Genomic DNA, 15504 nt, shown 5'->3' with positions numbered 1-15504 from the left:
GAAATTAACCCAAGGCTAGACTTAGCGTTTGCAAGTTCAGATATCAAATTGAGGCCAATGGGCTATTCGCCCACTGGGACACTCTGATCGTTGCAGCTATTGCGGGCCTCGCAATCATCATATTGCACGCTAATGCTGCTCACATCGACAGGCTGCTCATCTTGTTTAAAGCTCGCCCATTCCTGTTTAATGTTCGTCAGCCAGCTGTTGTCTGTCTCTTGCTCCAAGTAGGTGGAAACATCGACAAAGGTTAGCCAAAAGGCATAAGCCACGATGGAGTACATTGTAAAACGAAACATCATTTTCACCCTGGTATCACTTAACTAGAAACGCACTATACGCCCTAAATTTCAAGAAATAAACTGTCAATGTTTTGCCGCTTTTTAGTGTATTAATCTAAGGTGTAACCATTTGTATTTTATGGATAAAAATTTATTAAGGGGTTGCTTATGTAGGTAAAAATGACGCTGTCAGTTTATTAGCAAACAGCCTGTTTTTTGACTCTTTGTCGGAAGTGCTGGGAGAGTTGGCATTATTTTTGATTGGCGCGATGAGTGCGAAGTTGTAATTTGAGGTGGGTTGTGTAGCGAGCGGTTTGGGCGCTCGGATCTTTATTATTGTTAATTGCCTGTCCAGCGATTAGACCTAAATCGGTTTGTCGTCGGATGTTTATGGATATTGACGTGACATTTCAATAGTTGGGTTTCTGGGTGCCGCTTCTAAGTTAATTTGTAGCTTTTGGCGGCAATTTTATCTGTTGAGTGGGTTTAAGGTTGTACCTTCACAGTAATCAATCGCCTGCCCGGCGGGGGGGCGTGCAGATACGCCTGTGAGACGCCGTAAATATATCCATATAGGCTCTACCGAAACATCCCTGTTTCGGAAGCTCACCGGCGTATCTACACTCGGTATCCAATGTCTCTTCGATTTGGCTGCATTTAGGAAGAGTAGAGAGTCAAAAGGTAGCTTGAAAGTCTCTGGATTATAAGTATTCATTCAGTTAATATTATGAAAACTAGTAAATAATGGATTGTTATGAGAGCTATTAATTCAATTTTAATGAGACTCGCTAAACGAGCAGAGAAATTGCAGCCTGATTATTTAGTGAAGTCATTTGTTGATGTTGGCCCCACATACACTCTGCTCTCAAGTACAGACAATCAAATAATGTTTGGCCGAAGAGGGACTGGCAAGACACACTTTTTTGCCGTGCTTAATAATGAAATAAATAATAATGGTATTATCAGTGTTCCTGTTGACATGAGATTAATAGGTTCTTCGGGTGGTATTTTTTCTGACCAAGATATTCCATTGAGTGAAAGAGCTACAAGACTTTTATCTGATACATTATGCATTATCCATGAAGTTATTCTTGAATATGTTTTTGAAAATAATCTAGAAAATGCGACTGAAATAGCTGTGCTACTGAATGAATTTATTGAGCAAGCTACAGCCATAAGTATAGATGGTATATCAGAAAAGGAGTTAAACTCATCTAGACAGTTAATTAATAGTAATTTATCGAAGGCTGATTTGTCTTTAAATGGCATGTCGGTCGGATTTTCAGCTACAGAGTCAAATAATTTAGCTAATGCCGAGAGAAATAAGGTTACTGGTAAGAAAGTTCTAAGAATTCACTTTGGAGCAATAACTAAATTACTTAGTAAAATTGTTTCAAAATTACCTCGCAAAGAACTATGGGTATTAATTGATGAATGGTCTGAAACCCCTTTAGACCTTCAGCCCTATCTTGCAGAGTTATTACGAAGGATTCTTTTCCCTATTCCAGGTATAACCGTAAAAATTGCTGCTATTTCTCATAGGTGTAATTTTATGGAACGCGAATCAGATACTAATGCCTGTATCGGTATTGAATTAGGATCTGATGCCTCATCAGTAATAAATCTAGATGAGTATATGGTCTTTGACAATGACAGTGAAGCAGCTAAAGAGTTTTTTAAGAATTTACTGCATCGACATGTTGTTGCTTTAGATAAAAATTCTTTGTGCGATAAAGAGGCTAACCTGTTTATAAACGATGTGTTTAGTCAAGCTTCATCATTTGATGAATTTGTTCGTGCAGCTGAAGGCGTTCCACGTGATGCTATTAATATAATCTCTCTAGCGGCGCAAGTTGCTCTTAACTACAAAATATCAATACCACATGTTCGTAATTCTGCTAGGAAATGGTTCCAAGTAAATAAACATGCAGCGCTTAACAGTAGACCTTCAGCAGTTTCATTGCTAGATAAAATCATTAATGAAGTAATAGGTATTAGAAAATCACGTGGCTTCCTAATTAGTAATGAAAGAAATCATGAGCTAATAGATTATCTTTATGATATGAGAATTATCCACGTGCTAAAACAAGGGGTTTCAGCGCAAAATACAGTTGGTAAGAAGTATACTTTATATGTGCTGGACTACGGATGTTACGTTGAGTTAATGTCATCTAAAAATGCGCCGCAGGGGTTGATCATTGAAGCGGATGAAAATGATGAGGATCAATATGTTGAAGTTCCTAAGTCAGACTATAGGTCTGTTAGAAACTCAATATTAAATTTAGATATGGTTAAGGGTCAGTCTAGGCTTGATTTAGTTACTTCTACAGAGCATTTACAATTACCAATTAATAAAAACAAAAGAACAATAATTGTTGACAAATCTCTTGATAAAGATCTTTTGAAGGCGATCCCTGTAAATATTGGAACAATAAAAGTAGGTGGTACTATTTATATTCCAATTATCTTGGTGGCACTAGTGTTAAGAAAAGCAAAAGGGCACGACACTAGCTATGCATCGGAGCTAACTAAAGTAATAAACGAGCATGTGACTTTCAGTGTGAGCAGACCAAAAATCGCTACGAACAATATGTCTCGTGAGCTTAGAAAAGATAATATTTTAGGTTTGGAGTGGTTGGTTTTTAAAGAGAATGGTAGAAAGCCATTGTTTTCTTTAAATGATAAATGGAAATCACATTGGAAGCTATATTTTGGAATGCCAGCACCAAGACTTTAAATTTTGGATGTACGACACCTCCTGTATAATTTAATAAATGTTTTGGTTAAGTTTTATATAATTAATTTTATTTAACTAGTCTTGCTTATCGTTAAGGCTCGTTGCAAGGCTTGAAGAGTCATATCTGAGTTGCTCTAGTCGGTTTTAAGTCTAATTGGTGGGAGAGGAAACGGGCTGCTGACACGCTGAAGAGTGAAGAGTGATGAGTGCGTGGTTTGTTGAGAGGTGCTTGCTTAATCGAAATGCTGAGTATCACAGTGAACCTATTGAAGCTAATTAATTGAAATTCAGCTTTAGCTAGGCGGATCTAAACGGCGCTAGACTCTGTGGGGAGTCTAACGCTGTCTTTACGTCTTGCGGTAACGCTTGGTTTAAGAGCGTTTCTTCCACAGCATCACGCCGGCGACGATGATCACCAGGGCGATGATGGGGAGTAGGTCGTTAAGGTGGTGGAACAGACCTACGCCGTTGTGCCCTGGGTGCGCCCAGGCTGCTGCGGGAAGAAGGCTAGCGAGTAGCAGTAAGGCTTTTTTCATTGTAATACTCCATTTATGTTTAGTTTTATTCATCGGTTTCTAGCTCTAGTTGCATCAGCAGTAGTTCTTCCCCTTCGGTAATGCGGGTCTGAAAACTGTTGCAGCTAGGACAAATGACACTTCGTTCCTTGATGGTATGAGTGCTATGGCAAGCCTGACACTCGAGCACCAATTCCTGATGTATGATCTCCAATTCGGCCTCTCTGGCGCGCCCCTCCAGTTTGAAGGTTTCAAAGGCAGTAGCCAGTAGGGCGGGCTCAACACCGCTCAAGACGCCGATTTTTATCACCACCTTAGTGATGCGATTCGCCTGGTTGGCGACAGCATGCTGCTCGCATTGTTCCAGCAGGGCCGTGACAATCGAATATTCGTGCATTAACAGATCCTTGGTAGCAATTCACCCTGGGGCAGGTCGAGATAGCGACTGCTTCCCCAAGGGGTCTTGAGCACCACCTTACCTGTGTGAGCCTCTTCGACATGGCCGATAATGGCTGCCTGTTGGCACTGGCCGTAGCGTTGAATGATCTCTAGTGCGCCCTCGGCGATTTCGCCCGGTACCGCCATAATGAAGGTGCCTTCGTTGGCCAGGTCATGGGGCTCAAAGCCATAGAGTTCACACAGGCCTTTAACCTCGTCACACACAGGGATTCTGCTCTCCTCCACGGTAATGCCGACCTCTGAGGCACTGGCCCATTCGTTGAGCACAGCTGCCAGGCCGCCGCGGGTGGCGTCGCGCATGGCGTGAACTTGGATGTTGCAGGCGATAAGTTGCTCGACCACGGGCCAGAGGTTGGCGCAGTCGCTGACCAGCTCAGATTCTAGGGTGAGTCCCTCGCGGGCCATCAAGATGGCGGCGCCGTGACGGCCGATATCTCCTGAGACTATGATGGCATCGCCTACTTGCAGATTTTTCACGGAGAGCTGTGGCTTTAACACGCGGCCCACACCAGAGGTATTGATAAACAGGCCATCGGCGCAGCCCTTAGGCACTACCTTGGTATCGCCGCAGACGATGCGGGTGCCGCTTTTGTGCAGCTCCTCGGCCATGCTGGCAACAATCGCCTTGAGATCCTTGATGGCAAAGCCCTCTTCGATGATGAAGCTGCAGCTTAGGTATTGGGGCTCGGCGCCCATCATCGCCAGATCGTTAACCGTGCCCGCGATGGCGAGTTTGCCTATGTTGCCACCGGCAAAAAACAGCGGTGAGACAGTGAAAGAGTCTGTGGTAAAGGCGGTTTGGCCATCGAAGTGGAGCAGGGCGGCGTCTTCCTCACTGGCTAAAATCGGGTTGTTAAAGGCTTTAAAGAAGATCGACTGGATCAGACGATTCATCTCTTTGCCGCCACCGCCGTGACTGAGTTGTACTTTCTTTTCATTGCTGTTGTCGGCCATGATTAGACTCCGTTATAGCGGTAATAGGCATTGCAGGCACCTTCTGAGCTGACCATGCAGCTACCAAGGGGCGTTTCAGGGGTGCAGCCACGACCGAAGACTTTACAATCTTTAGGTTTGGCGATGCCCCTTAAGATGTCACCGCACTGACAGGCTTTGTGATCGTCGATATCGGCCACATTGAGCATGTCGCGATAGATCACCTCGGCGTCGCGGTGGGAATATTCGGGCTTAAGCATTAATGCCGACTCGTTTAGTGGCCCAAGACCTCGCCAGCGAAAATGTGGTCTGATGGTGAGGTATTGGTTCACTTTTTGCTGGGCATGCACATTGCCATCTTCGCTGACAGCGCGGCTATATTGCACGTCGAGCTCGGCTTTCCCCTCGACCTTTTGCTTAACGATGCGCAGGATGGATTCCATCACATCCACAGGCTCAAAACCGGACACCACTACCGGAGTACCGTATTGATTAACGGCGGGGCGGTAGAGTTTGGCGCCTGAGATCACGCTGACATGGGCGGGACCGATAAAGGCATTTACCTTGGCTTGTGGATCGGCCATCACAGCATCGATCGCCGGCGGCACCAGCACATGGTTAATATGAAACAGTAGGTTATCCAGCCCTTGCTGCTCAGCCTGTTCAATTAACACCGCCGTCATGGGCGTTGAGGTCTCAAAGCCGATAGCGAAGAAGATCACCTTTTTATCCGGGTTCTCCTTGGTGATAGCTAAGGCATCCATGGGGTCGTAGAGGGGGCGAATGTCACAGCCCTTGGCTCTAAACTCGGCCAGACTGCCATTTGAACCGGGCACGCGGATCATATCCCCTAACGTCACCAGGATCACATCGGGTAGGGATGCCAGAATGGCGGCATGGTCGATACGCTCTTTGGGCATGACACACACGGGGCAGCCTGGGCCATGCACAAACTCGATATTGTCTGGTAGCAGCTGATTAAGCCCATACTTCATGATGGTGTGGGTATGGCCGCCACACACCTCCATGATGTAGATATTGCCCTCATGCTTGGCGGCGTGAAGGGCGATCTCTTTGGCTAGGTTGTGAATGGTGTCAGGATCTCTAAAGCCCTGATACAGCTGTTTTAGCTCTATCATGATTGGGCCTCCTGTTCATTCATTTTGGCAACGATCTCCTGATACAGGTCCAGGCTCTGCTCGGCGTCGGCTTTGTCTATCTTGTTCATCACAAAGCCAATATGGATCAGTACATAGTCGTCGATCTCCAGAGGCTCACTCATTAAATGGCTGCTGACCTTGCGCTTAACCCCTAGGGTCTCTACCGTGACGGCCTGCTCCTCAGGATGCAACTCGACAATTCGTGATGGGATAGACAAACACATAATTAATGGCTCCTGTGAGCGTTTAGCCAGTCGACAACGGCGCGCATGCTGTCGCCATCCTTAATGGAGGTAATGATCACCTCGGCCTCAGGATTGAGGCGTTTTACCTGTGCCTTGGCTTCCTCGACGCTAAAGTCAAAGTGGGGCAGCAGATCCGCCTTAGTGATCAACACCAGGTCTGCCTTGCGGAACATTACAGGATATTTTTCTATCTTGTCGTCGCCTTCGGGCACTGAGACCAGCACCACATTGAAATGGGTGCCAACATCATAAGAGGCGGGGCAGACCAGGTTGCCGACGTTTTCGACAAAGCAAATATCCAGCGATGCCAGATCCACATGATGCAGGGCGTCATGCACCATAAAGGCGTCCAGGTGGCAGGCGGAGCCGGTTTGGATCTGAAAGGCGGGGATCCCTTTAGCCAGCAGGCGGTCGGCATCGCGGGAGGTTTCCAGGTCGCCTTCGACCACACCATAGTTAAGATCTGTGTATTCTTTAAGGTGTTCCAGCAGTGTGGTTTTACCGCTGCCCGGACTGCTCATCAGGTTAAAGGCGGTGATATTGTGAGCTTCGAAGTGGGCGCGGTTGTGGGCCGCTTCATGGTCGTTTTTATCGAGGATTTTATGGATCACCGACAGGGTTTTCTTGTCGTTGAGCTGAGGATTGCTACGCAGGGTGCCGTGGTCGTGATGATGGGAATGACCGTGCTCATGGCCGTGGTCGTGCTCATGGCTGTGATCTCGAGTGATAGAGCAACCGCAGTCTTTACACATAATGAACTCCAAAAAATCTAAGGCGTTAATGCCATTTTGCGCTAGGGACCCAAAGACTTCATTGACGCGGGTCAGTTTTAGGCAAAATCCTGTTAATCAAATTGGCTCAAGTTGTTGTGGGAAATAACGGTTATCGTAAATCGTTATTCGATAGTGCGTTCCCACTTACCCTGGGCCTTGCTATTACTGTGTATGGCGTACCAGAGTTGCCCCAGGGCAATGCCGCCATCGTTCACCGGTACCTGATCTGAATCCAGTACCTTAATTTCTGCCATATTCAGGCGCTTGCGTGTCTCGCTAAGCAGGTAGCGGTTTTGAAACACGCCGCCGCAGAGCACCACATCAAGCCCCTTATGTTTCGCGGCGCAATCAGTTACCGCCTGTGCCAGCGCATTCATAAAGGCGCGGGCGATCAGGCTTATGCCGTCGGGCTTATCCTGCCAATGCAGCAGGGCATCGACCATTTCTTGCCAGAGCGCCGAGAGTTGCCAAACACCGTCAATCTCCTTGAGGGTAAAGCCTATTTCCGATTGGCTTAGCTGCGACTCGGTAACCGCATTGGCCTTTGCTTCGATCAACATGCCCGCCTGGCCTTCAAATTGGGTGGTTTGCATCAGATCTAGCAGACAGGCGGCGGCATCGAACAGACGGCCGATAGAACTGGTCATCTGGGTGGCCACACCTTTATGCCACAGGGTGTGCAGGTTGCCGATAAGGCTGCCGGGCAGTGCCTTAAGTGCGTTGAGCGGGAGCGCCTTAATCTCTTCAGGCGAGTAGCGCTCGAATAACAGTGCCAGCATGATGCGGCGGGGATCTTTAATCGCCTGCTCGCCGCCAATCAGTGCCATGGGGCTCAGATGGGCGACGCGCTGGTAATTATTGACATCGGCAAGCATGGCTTCACCGCCCCAAAGCTGGCGCTTATCACCAAGGCCTGTACCATCGAAACTAAAGCCCAGCACCTTGTCAGTGATCTGATTGACCGCCATCACGCTGAGAATATGAGCGTAATGGTGCTGCACCTGAGTGTAGCTAATCACCTTGTTTTGTTGTTGGCACTCTTGCTGCGCCCACTGGGTCGAGGCGTAATCTGGGTGTTTGTCGCTCACCAACAGCTTAGGACTGAACTGGTACAGGCGCTTAAAGGTGGCTAGGGTGTCAGTAAAATATTGTTCTGCCTCAAGGCTAAAGAGATCGCCGATATGGGGGCTGAGCACCAGGTTGTGATCGAAGCCAAAGGCAATGCTGTTTTTCTGCTGAGCGCCTACTGCCAGCGTTTCTTGGGGAACAGCCTCGGGCATGGCCAGAGTCAGCGGTGCGTAGCCTCGGGCGAGGCGGATCACCTGTAGCTTGTCATCAATCATCTGCACCACGCTGTCGTCACAGCCGTTAAGGATCTCACGGTTATGATCCAGCACGGCATCGACGACGCCAGCTAGGCGTTTGAAGATATCTTCTGCATGGGTGATGATGGGCTCGCCGCTGCGGTTGGCACTGGTGGCTACCAGAGGTCGGTTAAGCCTGACAAGCAGTAGCTGATGTAAGGGGGTATAAGGTAAAAATAGCCCTAGTCTATCAATGCCGGGCGCCACGGCTGGGCTTAGGGCACCTTGGTGCGGCGCTTTTTGCAGCAGTGTGATAGGGCGCTCGGCGCTTTGTAGCAGCAGCCATTCAGCCTCGCTGCCCCTGGCCAAGGTTTTCGCCATCTCCAGTGAGGCGCACATGACCGCAAAGGGCTTGGCGGGGCGCTGCTTACGCCTGCGCAGTCTCTGCACCGCCTCATCATTGGTGGCATCGCACACCAGATGAAAGCCACCCAATCCCTTGATGGCCAGGGTTTTACCTTGGGCAAGCAGTTCAACGGCCTGTTCCAGCGCGGCATTTTTCTCGGCAACCAGGCTTTGCTCAGCCGAGAGTAGCGACAGCTGCGGCCCACATTGGGGGCAACTTACCGGCTGGGCATGGTAGCGCCTGTCTAGCGGGTCTTGATAGGCGGCGGCGCAGGCGTCACACATGGCAAAGTTAGCCATGGCGGTATTGGGTCTGTCATAGGGCAGGGCGCGGATCAGGGTATACCTGGGGCCACAGTTGGTACAGTTGGTAAAAGGGTATTGGTAGTGGCGGTTACTCGGGTCCATGATCTCATCGAGACACTCCTGGCAACTGCTTTTATCGCTGGACACTGCAACTACGGCCTTGGCATCGGCTTGGCTGTGCTGGATCTCGAAGCTGTCGCAATCTTCAAGGGGGATCTCTATCTCGCTCAAGCTGTCGATGCGCGCCAAAGGAGGCGGCGTCTGGCTAAGGGTCTCAATGAAGGCGTTAATGGCCTCACTGTTTCCCTGAAGTTCTACCGTTACCCCTTTGCTGTGGTTAAAGGTGAAGCCTAGCAGCCCAAGCTCAATCGCCCAGCGATAGACGAAGGGGCGAAAACCAACCCCTTGGACGATACCCGTGATCTCCAGTCTCACTCGCTTGGTCGCTGTTGCGGCCTTTGGCAAAGTGCGTGACATGGTTAAAGCCTGCGTTTTTTCAGCAGCAGGGCGCCGACAGCATGGTTGTTGCCATCTATCTCAAGCTGCTGATTGTGTTTGATGGGGAAGTTTTTGCCGATCCGCAGGGCAACGCGCTGACACAAAAGCGGGTTAGCCCACTCGCTACCGGCCAGGGCAACTGACTTGACCCCAAGGTTGAGGTCCAGATGCTCAATCCAGTTGGCCAGATAGTCGGCAAAGGAGTCGTGCATGCCAAAGGCGAGCTTATTGCTGTCTCTGTCATCAGCCAGACGGAAACTGATCAAGCTGCCCAGCGTCTTGCACCAGTTGAGGCTGCGATAGGCCTCGCCTCGGGTGAGTGGATAGTCGATGCGCGGAGAGTTAGCGCCGCGATGGGCCAGCGCGCTGGCAATCAGGGCATCGTTAAGATCGCTAAGGCTTAGTGAGCGGCTCTCTAGCCCCAGAATCACGGCGCCAACGGCCCAGAGGGCGCTGAGGCTATGGCGCTTAGCGGGCAGTTTAAGATCGAGAAGGCGCAGGTAATCTTCAGGATAATGCTGTTTGAATTTTTCGAGCACCTTACGCTGTGGACTCTGTTCCAACTGATGATAGATCTCATAGCCGTTTTCAGGCAACTCGGGCAGGGCAAAGAAACGCTCGGCTTCACACTTGCTATCTAAGGTGTAGATCTGTCCACCATATTCGCGGCTAAGATAGATAACGGCGCTGTTTTTGCTAAGGCCATGTTCAAGATTGACGCTATGCAAGGCGCACAGCGCCAGTTCGTCATCGCCGAGAATTGCCTCGTTTAGCTCTCTATGTTGCGCCTTGATCTTAGGCCCTTTTTCCACCCGATAGTGTCCCTTCGGCTTATCGCTGTGGCTGGCGTAATAATAGGTGTCTTGATCTGCTAACAGCACAGCCTCATGCAGTGGTTGTTTTGCCGAATCAATGCGGATACTGCTGGGCTGTGAGCTGTGAATGTCGGCCCATTGGCCATCGATATAGGCCAGTGCCTCGCCTTGAGCGGGATCGTCTAGGTAGACCCAATCTGTGCCATGTTGGCGCAGGTGCTCAGCCAAGATCACCAGTAGGCGGTTGTAGGCAAAGCAGAGATCGTATAGTGGCTCGGCGAGCTTTGGATGCTCTTTGATGGGGCGGACACAGATAAGGGGTTTTTCAATGCTCGACAGGGCCAGCACCTGAGGATCGCTAAGGTGGAACTGCGCATTGAGGGTATTCGGGTTACAGATAAGCAGGCGCGGACGAGCAGGGATAGCTAGTGGATTGAGACTAAGGTGAATACCGCCTGCCAATTTAAGTTCACCCTCAGCCATCAGGGTGTTATACATGGCCTGAATGTCGGTGGCGGTCAGGCCTCGATAGTCCTGATGAATGCGTTGCTCGCCGTGGCAGCAGTCGCACACAAGATCCAGTTGACCAAATTGGGACGCTTGGTTATCACCAAAGTGCGGCGCACACTGCTGACAAAATTCTTGGGAGAGGGACTCTGTGGGTAAAGATTTGCTTGTGCCCGTTGGGGCGTCGATTAGGGCGATACGAGAATCGGTGAGCCAGACAGAAATTAAGAAGTCTTGCGCGATGGCATCAGCTAAGGTTTCGAGCTCGCTCTGCTGGCCCTGGGCTTCGATAAAATAGGCGCCACCTTGATAACCGATATGGATGTTTAGATCACCATAATTTAGGTATCGGTTACATAAATGCGCGTAAAGCGGCACCTGTCGTGAACAGGTAAATTCAAATTTTATTGTCTTCATTTAGTGATACACCGCGCTTATAAGAATCTGGAATGAGAGTTTCAATCGCCACGTGGTTGATTCGTTCGATCTCGAATCCGAGGGACTTGAAATGGGTCAGTATTGTCGTTTCCATCAGGGGAACGGCGGCGGCGACACTCGGGGTGAGCCCCAGTGTCATAGGTTCGAGTACGGTTGGCGTGCAGCCAAGTACGAAGGTCTTAGGTCTGTCTCCGACCATCTCCATCATGGTCAATGTCTGTAACATCTCCACCTCATGGGCGCTTCCTTGCCAATCGATTTCGCTGGGAGCCTTGTCGAAATCGAAAAAATAAACTTCTCCTGGGCCTACGCCGTGGGCGTTGACCGTATCGACTACTACAAGATAGTCGTATTTACAGATAATGGGAATTAGCCCTTGGGCTAAGGTGCCACCATCCATCACATCGAGCTGATGCGACGGATGGCTAAAGCGATAGTTTTCTTGTAGGTAATTGACAAAATGTACGCCGATCCCTTCATCGGCGTACAGCACATTACCAATACCGAGTAACAGTATTTTCATGGCGCCCTTATTTAATGTTTCTTAGGGTGGTAGTCATAGCCAGAGACAATAGAATCTACCGAATTATGTTTAAATCTAATGCCGGTCCATACCGCCATGTAGACGTGAATGACGACAAAGATAATAAACACCCAAGTAAAGTAATGGTGCCAGATACGTACCTGAGCCAAACCGCCCATGGCACTGGTTACCCAAGCAGCCATATCAGCCAACATGCCGCCTAGACCTAAGTGGTAGACATTGGCATACAGTGCCAGTCCCGTAATGCAGATAAGTACTGCGACCACAGAAATGGCAAAGTAGGTGACAAACTGTAATGGGCCGTAGACACCTTTCTTGTCCAGGTGTCCCATCCAGAGATAGGACTTAAGCTGCACTATCCAGCTGTTGACACTGGTGACATCTTTAAAGGATCGCCGCTCAATATCACTCTTGCTGAAAAAGAACAGATAAGCTCGGACTAAAGTGATGGCACATAGCAGAAAGCCAAACACTTGATGAGCAAATCTTATCCATCCCTGAACCAAGACATCAGAGCTACTTGGTGCGACCAAGAACGGCCAGGCAATATAGAAACCTGTAATGACAAGAACCAATATGGCTAGCGCTCGCAACCAGTGAAAAATCCTGATCGCGGCGCTGAAGATAAAGGCTCTCTCATAGGGTACATTGTGTGTAGCCATGAGTTGCTCCTTAGTTATTGCCGTTTGGGTCGATACGGAACTCACCCAAGTCTTGACCCTTATAGTCCATTACGTGTACCGAGCAGGCCATACAAGGGTCGAACGAGTGGATGATACGTATCACCTCAAGGGGCCTAGTCGGATCTTCCATCTTCAGTCCTATTAGCGATGCCTCATAAGGACCTACCTTACCCGCTGCGTCCACAGGACCTGCGTTCCAGGTGGTGGGCACCACAGCTTGGTAGTTTTCGACTAAACCATTTTTGATACGGATCCAGTGACTGAGCATGCCGCGTGGCGCCTCAATCATGGCGTGACCCACATACTCCTTGTTCGAATCGATTTCAGGTTTCACATAGGTCGCTTCATCGACTTGAATGTTACTAATGAGGGCGTCGAAAGTTTTAAGGCCTTCTTCGGCAACAATCACTGTTTGCAGCATGCGCGCCGCAGTGCGGCCTAACGTGGTGAACAGCGCCTCAACCGGCAGACCTGTCACTTCCAACAGACCGTTAACGGCATCGACAACCACCTTGTTTCCGCGGGCATAGCTGACCAGCAGGCTAGAAAGTGGTCCCACTTCGACAGGCTCACCTTGATAGCGTGGTGATTTCACCCAGCTGTACTTACCGTCGCCATCCAGTGTCGGCAACTTACCGTACACAGTGTCGCGTTCTACAAAACCTGTGTAGTTAGGGATAGTGGTGCCGTCATATGGATGTTGAGGACCCTCTGCATCGTACCAGGCGTGGCTAACGTCTTCTTTGATCAGATCTGGGTTTAAATCACTGACATTGGCAAGATCGCCATTCATGATCACACCCTGATCAAACATGTATTGGCCATCGGCTAAGACAAAGTCATTAGTTGCCATGAAGTTCTTCACATTGACGCCGCCCAGCACGCTAGGCTCTCCGCCGAAGGCTTCTGCTGCCATGACGATATCGGCCTTGTAGGCGCGATGGATAAAGTCGGTCACTATGGCATGTTTCTGTTTCCACTCCTGCAGACGGGCAGGGCTGAGCATGTCACGTACCGAGGTAACACCGCCGACTACCAGTGACTGTGGATGTGGCTGCTTACCACCAAAGATGGCCAACATTTCGGCGGCAACGCGCTGTACTTCCAGTGCCTTAAGGTAGTGTGACAGGGCGATTAGGTTCTGCTCTGGGGTAAACTTATAGGTGCTGTTACCCCAGTAGGCGTTGGCGAAGGGGCCGAGTTTACCGGTTTCGACAAAGCCTTTAACACGCTCTTGTACTGCACGTAGTTCACCTTCACCGGCGGCGATTGGCTTGTCGGTATACTTAAGGGCAACTTGTGCCGCTGCAGCAGGATCGGCGCTTAGTGCTGAGACCACATCTACCCAATCCAGCCCGTGGAGGTGGTAGAAATGTACTATATGGTCGTGCATATAAAGCGAGGTCTGCATCAGCGAGCGCAGATACTTGGCGTTTAGTGGGATCTTCAATCCTAAGGCGTTCTCAACCGCCTCGGTACCACAGCGATAGTGGGAATAGGTACAGACACCACAGATACGTTGTACGATAAGGCCCACATCCATCGGGGTACGTCCCTTAAGGATCACCTCGATGCCACGCCAAAGAGTGGAAGAGGACCAGGCTTTTTGAACAACATTATTTTCGTCGACTTCGACCTCGATGCGCAGATGGCCTTCGATTCGAGTGATAGGGTCGATAACTACACGTTTGCTCATTGAATTAGTCCTCCTTAGAATTGGCAAATACGCTGGCAACAGCGTGAGCGCCGATACCTACAGCTGTGGCACCCAAGATCACTGCGCCGACAGTATCGGCCGTTGCGTCCAGTCCATGAAGGAGCTGTCTACCAAGGGGTTTTTCAAAGTCGGCCATATCGTCCCAGAAGTTAGGTTCAGAACAGCCCATGCATCCATGACCTGCGAGTACTGGCCAACTGGTGTGATGGTTGAATCTTTCTGTGGGGCAGTTGTTATAGGTATAAGGTCCTTTACAGCCCACTTTGTAGAGGCAGTAGCCGTCTTTTGCACCTTGATCGCCAAACTCTTCGACAAACTCGCCGGCATCGAAGCGGCCGCGACGTTCACAGTTATCGTGTACCCGTGCGCCATAGGCCCATTTAGGACGGTTAAACATATCCAGTGCGGGAAGTTTACCGAACATGATGAAGTACATGAGTGTACCGACTATGTTCTTTTCGCTCGGTGGACAGCCACCTAAGTTAACCACTGTCTTATCGATCACCTTGTCGACACCTTTAGCGCCGGTTGGGTTCGGCGCTGCGGCCTGAACGCCACCGAAGGCGGCACAAGTACCCACAGAGATGATGGCGGCTGCGCCCTCGGCTGCATGGGTGACGATCTCAAGTCCAGTATGGCCCTTACATCCTACCGTTAGGAAGGCACCGTTGTTGGCCGTAGGTATAGCCCCTTCGACCGCGAGTAGATAGTTGCCCTTATAGGCTTCCAGGGCATGCTCCAGGTTCTCTTCAGCCTGCCAACCCGCAGCGGCCATCAAGGTCTCATGGTATTCCAATGAAACATGATCGAAGATAAGGGAGTCGAGGTTAGGCGTGTCTGCGCGAACTAATGATTCGGAGCAGCCAGTACATTCGGCCATGTGCAGCCAAATGAGCGGTACCCGATCGGCCAGTTCGGCGGCTTCGGCAACTAAGGTACTAAATGGTAATGGTAGCGCGAGCATCGCGGTAACGGCGGCGCTCCATTTCATAAAGTCTCGACGGCTAATGCCATGCTCTTCCATCTTGTCTTGCAATGTATGAGCATGACGAGGCGCTAAGCGACGTAACTCTTCGAGGCGTGCTTGGCCTTGCTGATATAAGGCGGCATGTGTGTCCATGGTTAACCCTTTGTTTTCTTTTTGATGCGAAAATGTAGTGGCACGTTTCAATGACTTAGTTTAG

At 49.7% G+C, this 15504-nt stretch carries 14 protein-coding genes; 1 reads left to right on the top strand and 13 read right to left on the bottom strand.

Features of this window, described 5'->3' with window-relative positions:
- Positions 1-62: 62 nt before the first annotated feature.
- Positions 63-299, bottom strand: a complete 237-nt coding sequence (locus CFF01_RS10625) for a hypothetical protein (RefSeq protein ID WP_088904773.1) — start codon at positions 297-299, stop codon at positions 63-65.
- 736 nt (positions 300-1035) lie between these two features.
- Here CFF01_RS10625 and CFF01_RS10620 point away from each other — a divergent pair.
- Positions 1036-3018, top strand: a complete 1983-nt coding sequence (locus tag CFF01_RS10620; protein WP_088904772.1) for an ORC-CDC6 family AAA ATPase — start codon at positions 1036-1038, stop codon at positions 3016-3018.
- Positions 3019-3389: 371 nt separating this feature from the next.
- Here the strand turns inward: CFF01_RS10620 and CFF01_RS19200 are convergent, their stop codons facing one another.
- The 12 genes from CFF01_RS19200 to hyaA form a co-directional block, all read right to left on the bottom strand.
- Positions 3390-3554: a hypothetical protein gene (locus CFF01_RS19200; protein ID WP_181404186.1), complete on the bottom strand. Its 165-nt coding sequence runs from the start codon at positions 3552-3554 to the stop codon at positions 3390-3392.
- 25 nt (positions 3555-3579) lie between these two features.
- Positions 3580-3930 carry a hydrogenase maturation nickel metallochaperone HypA gene (hypA, locus tag CFF01_RS10615; protein ID WP_088904771.1) on the bottom strand — a complete coding sequence of 117 codons (351 nt, stop codon included), beginning with the start codon at positions 3928-3930 and terminating at the stop codon, positions 3580-3582.
- Positions 3930-4946, bottom strand: coding sequence for a hydrogenase expression/formation protein HypE (gene hypE / locus CFF01_RS10610; protein WP_088904770.1), 1017 nt, complete (start codon positions 4944-4946; stop codon positions 3930-3932). Before hypE ends, hypA begins: the two co-directional genes overlap by 1 nt.
- A 2-nt stretch (positions 4947-4948) precedes the next feature.
- The gene (hypD, locus tag CFF01_RS10605; protein ID WP_088904769.1) at positions 4949-6064 is read right to left on the bottom strand and encodes a hydrogenase formation protein HypD; all 1116 of its coding nucleotides are present in this window, start codon (positions 6062-6064) and stop codon (positions 4949-4951) included.
- Positions 6061-6309, bottom strand: a complete 249-nt coding sequence (locus CFF01_RS10600) for a HypC/HybG/HupF family hydrogenase formation chaperone (RefSeq protein ID WP_033538291.1) — start codon at positions 6307-6309, stop codon at positions 6061-6063. The genes hypD and CFF01_RS10600 overlap by 4 nt, the downstream gene beginning before the upstream one ends.
- A 2-nt stretch (positions 6310-6311) precedes the next feature.
- Complete coding sequence (hypB, locus tag CFF01_RS10595) at positions 6312-7082, bottom strand: hydrogenase nickel incorporation protein HypB (RefSeq protein ID WP_088904768.1); 771 nt, start codon at positions 7080-7082, stop codon at positions 6312-6314.
- A 143-nt stretch (positions 7083-7225) separates the two neighbouring features.
- Positions 7226-9595 carry a carbamoyltransferase HypF gene (hypF, locus tag CFF01_RS10590; protein ID WP_088904767.1) on the bottom strand — a complete coding sequence of 790 codons (2370 nt, stop codon included), beginning with the start codon at positions 9593-9595 and terminating at the stop codon, positions 7226-7228.
- Between the two features lie 2 nt (positions 9596-9597).
- Positions 9598-11355 (bottom strand): NiFe hydrogenase, encoded by a 1758-nt coding sequence (locus tag CFF01_RS10585; protein ID WP_088904766.1) that lies wholly within the window; start codon positions 11353-11355, stop codon positions 9598-9600.
- Positions 11336-11899 (bottom strand): HyaD/HybD family hydrogenase maturation endopeptidase, encoded by a 564-nt coding sequence (locus tag CFF01_RS10580; RefSeq protein WP_088904765.1) that lies wholly within the window; start codon positions 11897-11899, stop codon positions 11336-11338. Before CFF01_RS10580 ends, CFF01_RS10585 begins: the two co-directional genes overlap by 20 nt.
- A gap of 11 nt (positions 11900-11910) precedes the next feature.
- Positions 11911-12582 (bottom strand): Ni/Fe-hydrogenase, b-type cytochrome subunit, encoded by a 672-nt coding sequence (cybH, locus tag CFF01_RS10575; RefSeq protein ID WP_033538295.1) that lies wholly within the window; start codon positions 12580-12582, stop codon positions 11911-11913.
- A gap of 10 nt (positions 12583-12592) precedes the next feature.
- Positions 12593-14299 carry a nickel-dependent hydrogenase large subunit gene (hyaB, locus tag CFF01_RS10570; protein ID WP_088904764.1) on the bottom strand — a complete coding sequence of 569 codons (1707 nt, stop codon included), beginning with the start codon at positions 14297-14299 and terminating at the stop codon, positions 12593-12595.
- 4 nt (positions 14300-14303) lie between these two features.
- On the bottom strand, positions 14304-15440 hold the full coding sequence (gene hyaA, locus CFF01_RS10565; protein ID WP_033538297.1) for a nickel-dependent hydrogenase small subunit: 1137 nt from the start codon (positions 15438-15440) through the stop codon (positions 14304-14306).
- Between the last annotated feature and the right edge of the window lie 64 nt (positions 15441-15504).

This window comes from Shewanella marisflavi, assembly GCF_002215585.1.
In the GTDB taxonomy this organism is placed as follows: Bacteria; Pseudomonadota; Gammaproteobacteria; order Enterobacterales; family Shewanellaceae; genus Shewanella; species Shewanella marisflavi.
This window is presented reverse-complemented; position numbering and strand designations above follow the sequence as displayed.

Coding starts and splice junctions, on each gene's coding strand:
- CFF01_RS10625 (WP_088904773.1), bottom strand. CDS start 299: ATGTTTCGTTTTACAATGTACTCCATCGTGGCTTATGCCTTTTGGCTA.
- CFF01_RS10620 (WP_088904772.1), top strand. CDS start 1,036: ATGAGAGCTATTAATTCAATTTTAATGAGACTCGCTAAACGAGCAGAG.
- CFF01_RS19200 (WP_181404186.1), bottom strand. CDS start 3,554: ATGAAAAAAGCCTTACTGCTACTCGCTAGCCTTCTTCCCGCAGCAGCC.
- hypA (WP_088904771.1), bottom strand. CDS start 3,930: ATGCACGAATATTCGATTGTCACGGCCCTGCTGGAACAATGCGAGCAG.
- hypE (WP_088904770.1), bottom strand. CDS start 4,946: ATGGCCGACAACAGCAATGAAAAGAAAGTACAACTCAGTCACGGCGGT.
- hypD (WP_088904769.1), bottom strand. CDS start 6,064: ATGATAGAGCTAAAACAGCTGTATCAGGGCTTTAGAGATCCTGACACC.
- CFF01_RS10600 (WP_033538291.1), bottom strand. CDS start 6,309: ATGTGTTTGTCTATCCCATCACGAATTGTCGAGTTGCATCCTGAGGAG.
- hypB (WP_088904768.1), bottom strand. CDS start 7,082: ATGTGTAAAGACTGCGGTTGCTCTATCACTCGAGATCACAGCCATGAG.
- hypF (WP_088904767.1), bottom strand. CDS start 9,595: ATGTCACGCACTTTGCCAAAGGCCGCAACAGCGACCAAGCGAGTGAGA.
- CFF01_RS10585 (WP_088904766.1), bottom strand. CDS start 11,355: ATGAAGACAATAAAATTTGAATTTACCTGTTCACGACAGGTGCCGCTT.
- CFF01_RS10580 (WP_088904765.1), bottom strand. CDS start 11,899: ATGAAAATACTGTTACTCGGTATTGGTAATGTGCTGTACGCCGATGAA.
- cybH (WP_033538295.1), bottom strand. CDS start 12,582: ATGGCTACACACAATGTACCCTATGAGAGAGCCTTTATCTTCAGCGCC.
- hyaB (WP_088904764.1), bottom strand. CDS start 14,299: ATGAGCAAACGTGTAGTTATCGACCCTATCACTCGAATCGAAGGCCAT.
- hyaA (WP_033538297.1), bottom strand. CDS start 15,440: ATGGACACACATGCCGCCTTATATCAGCAAGGCCAAGCACGCCTCGAA.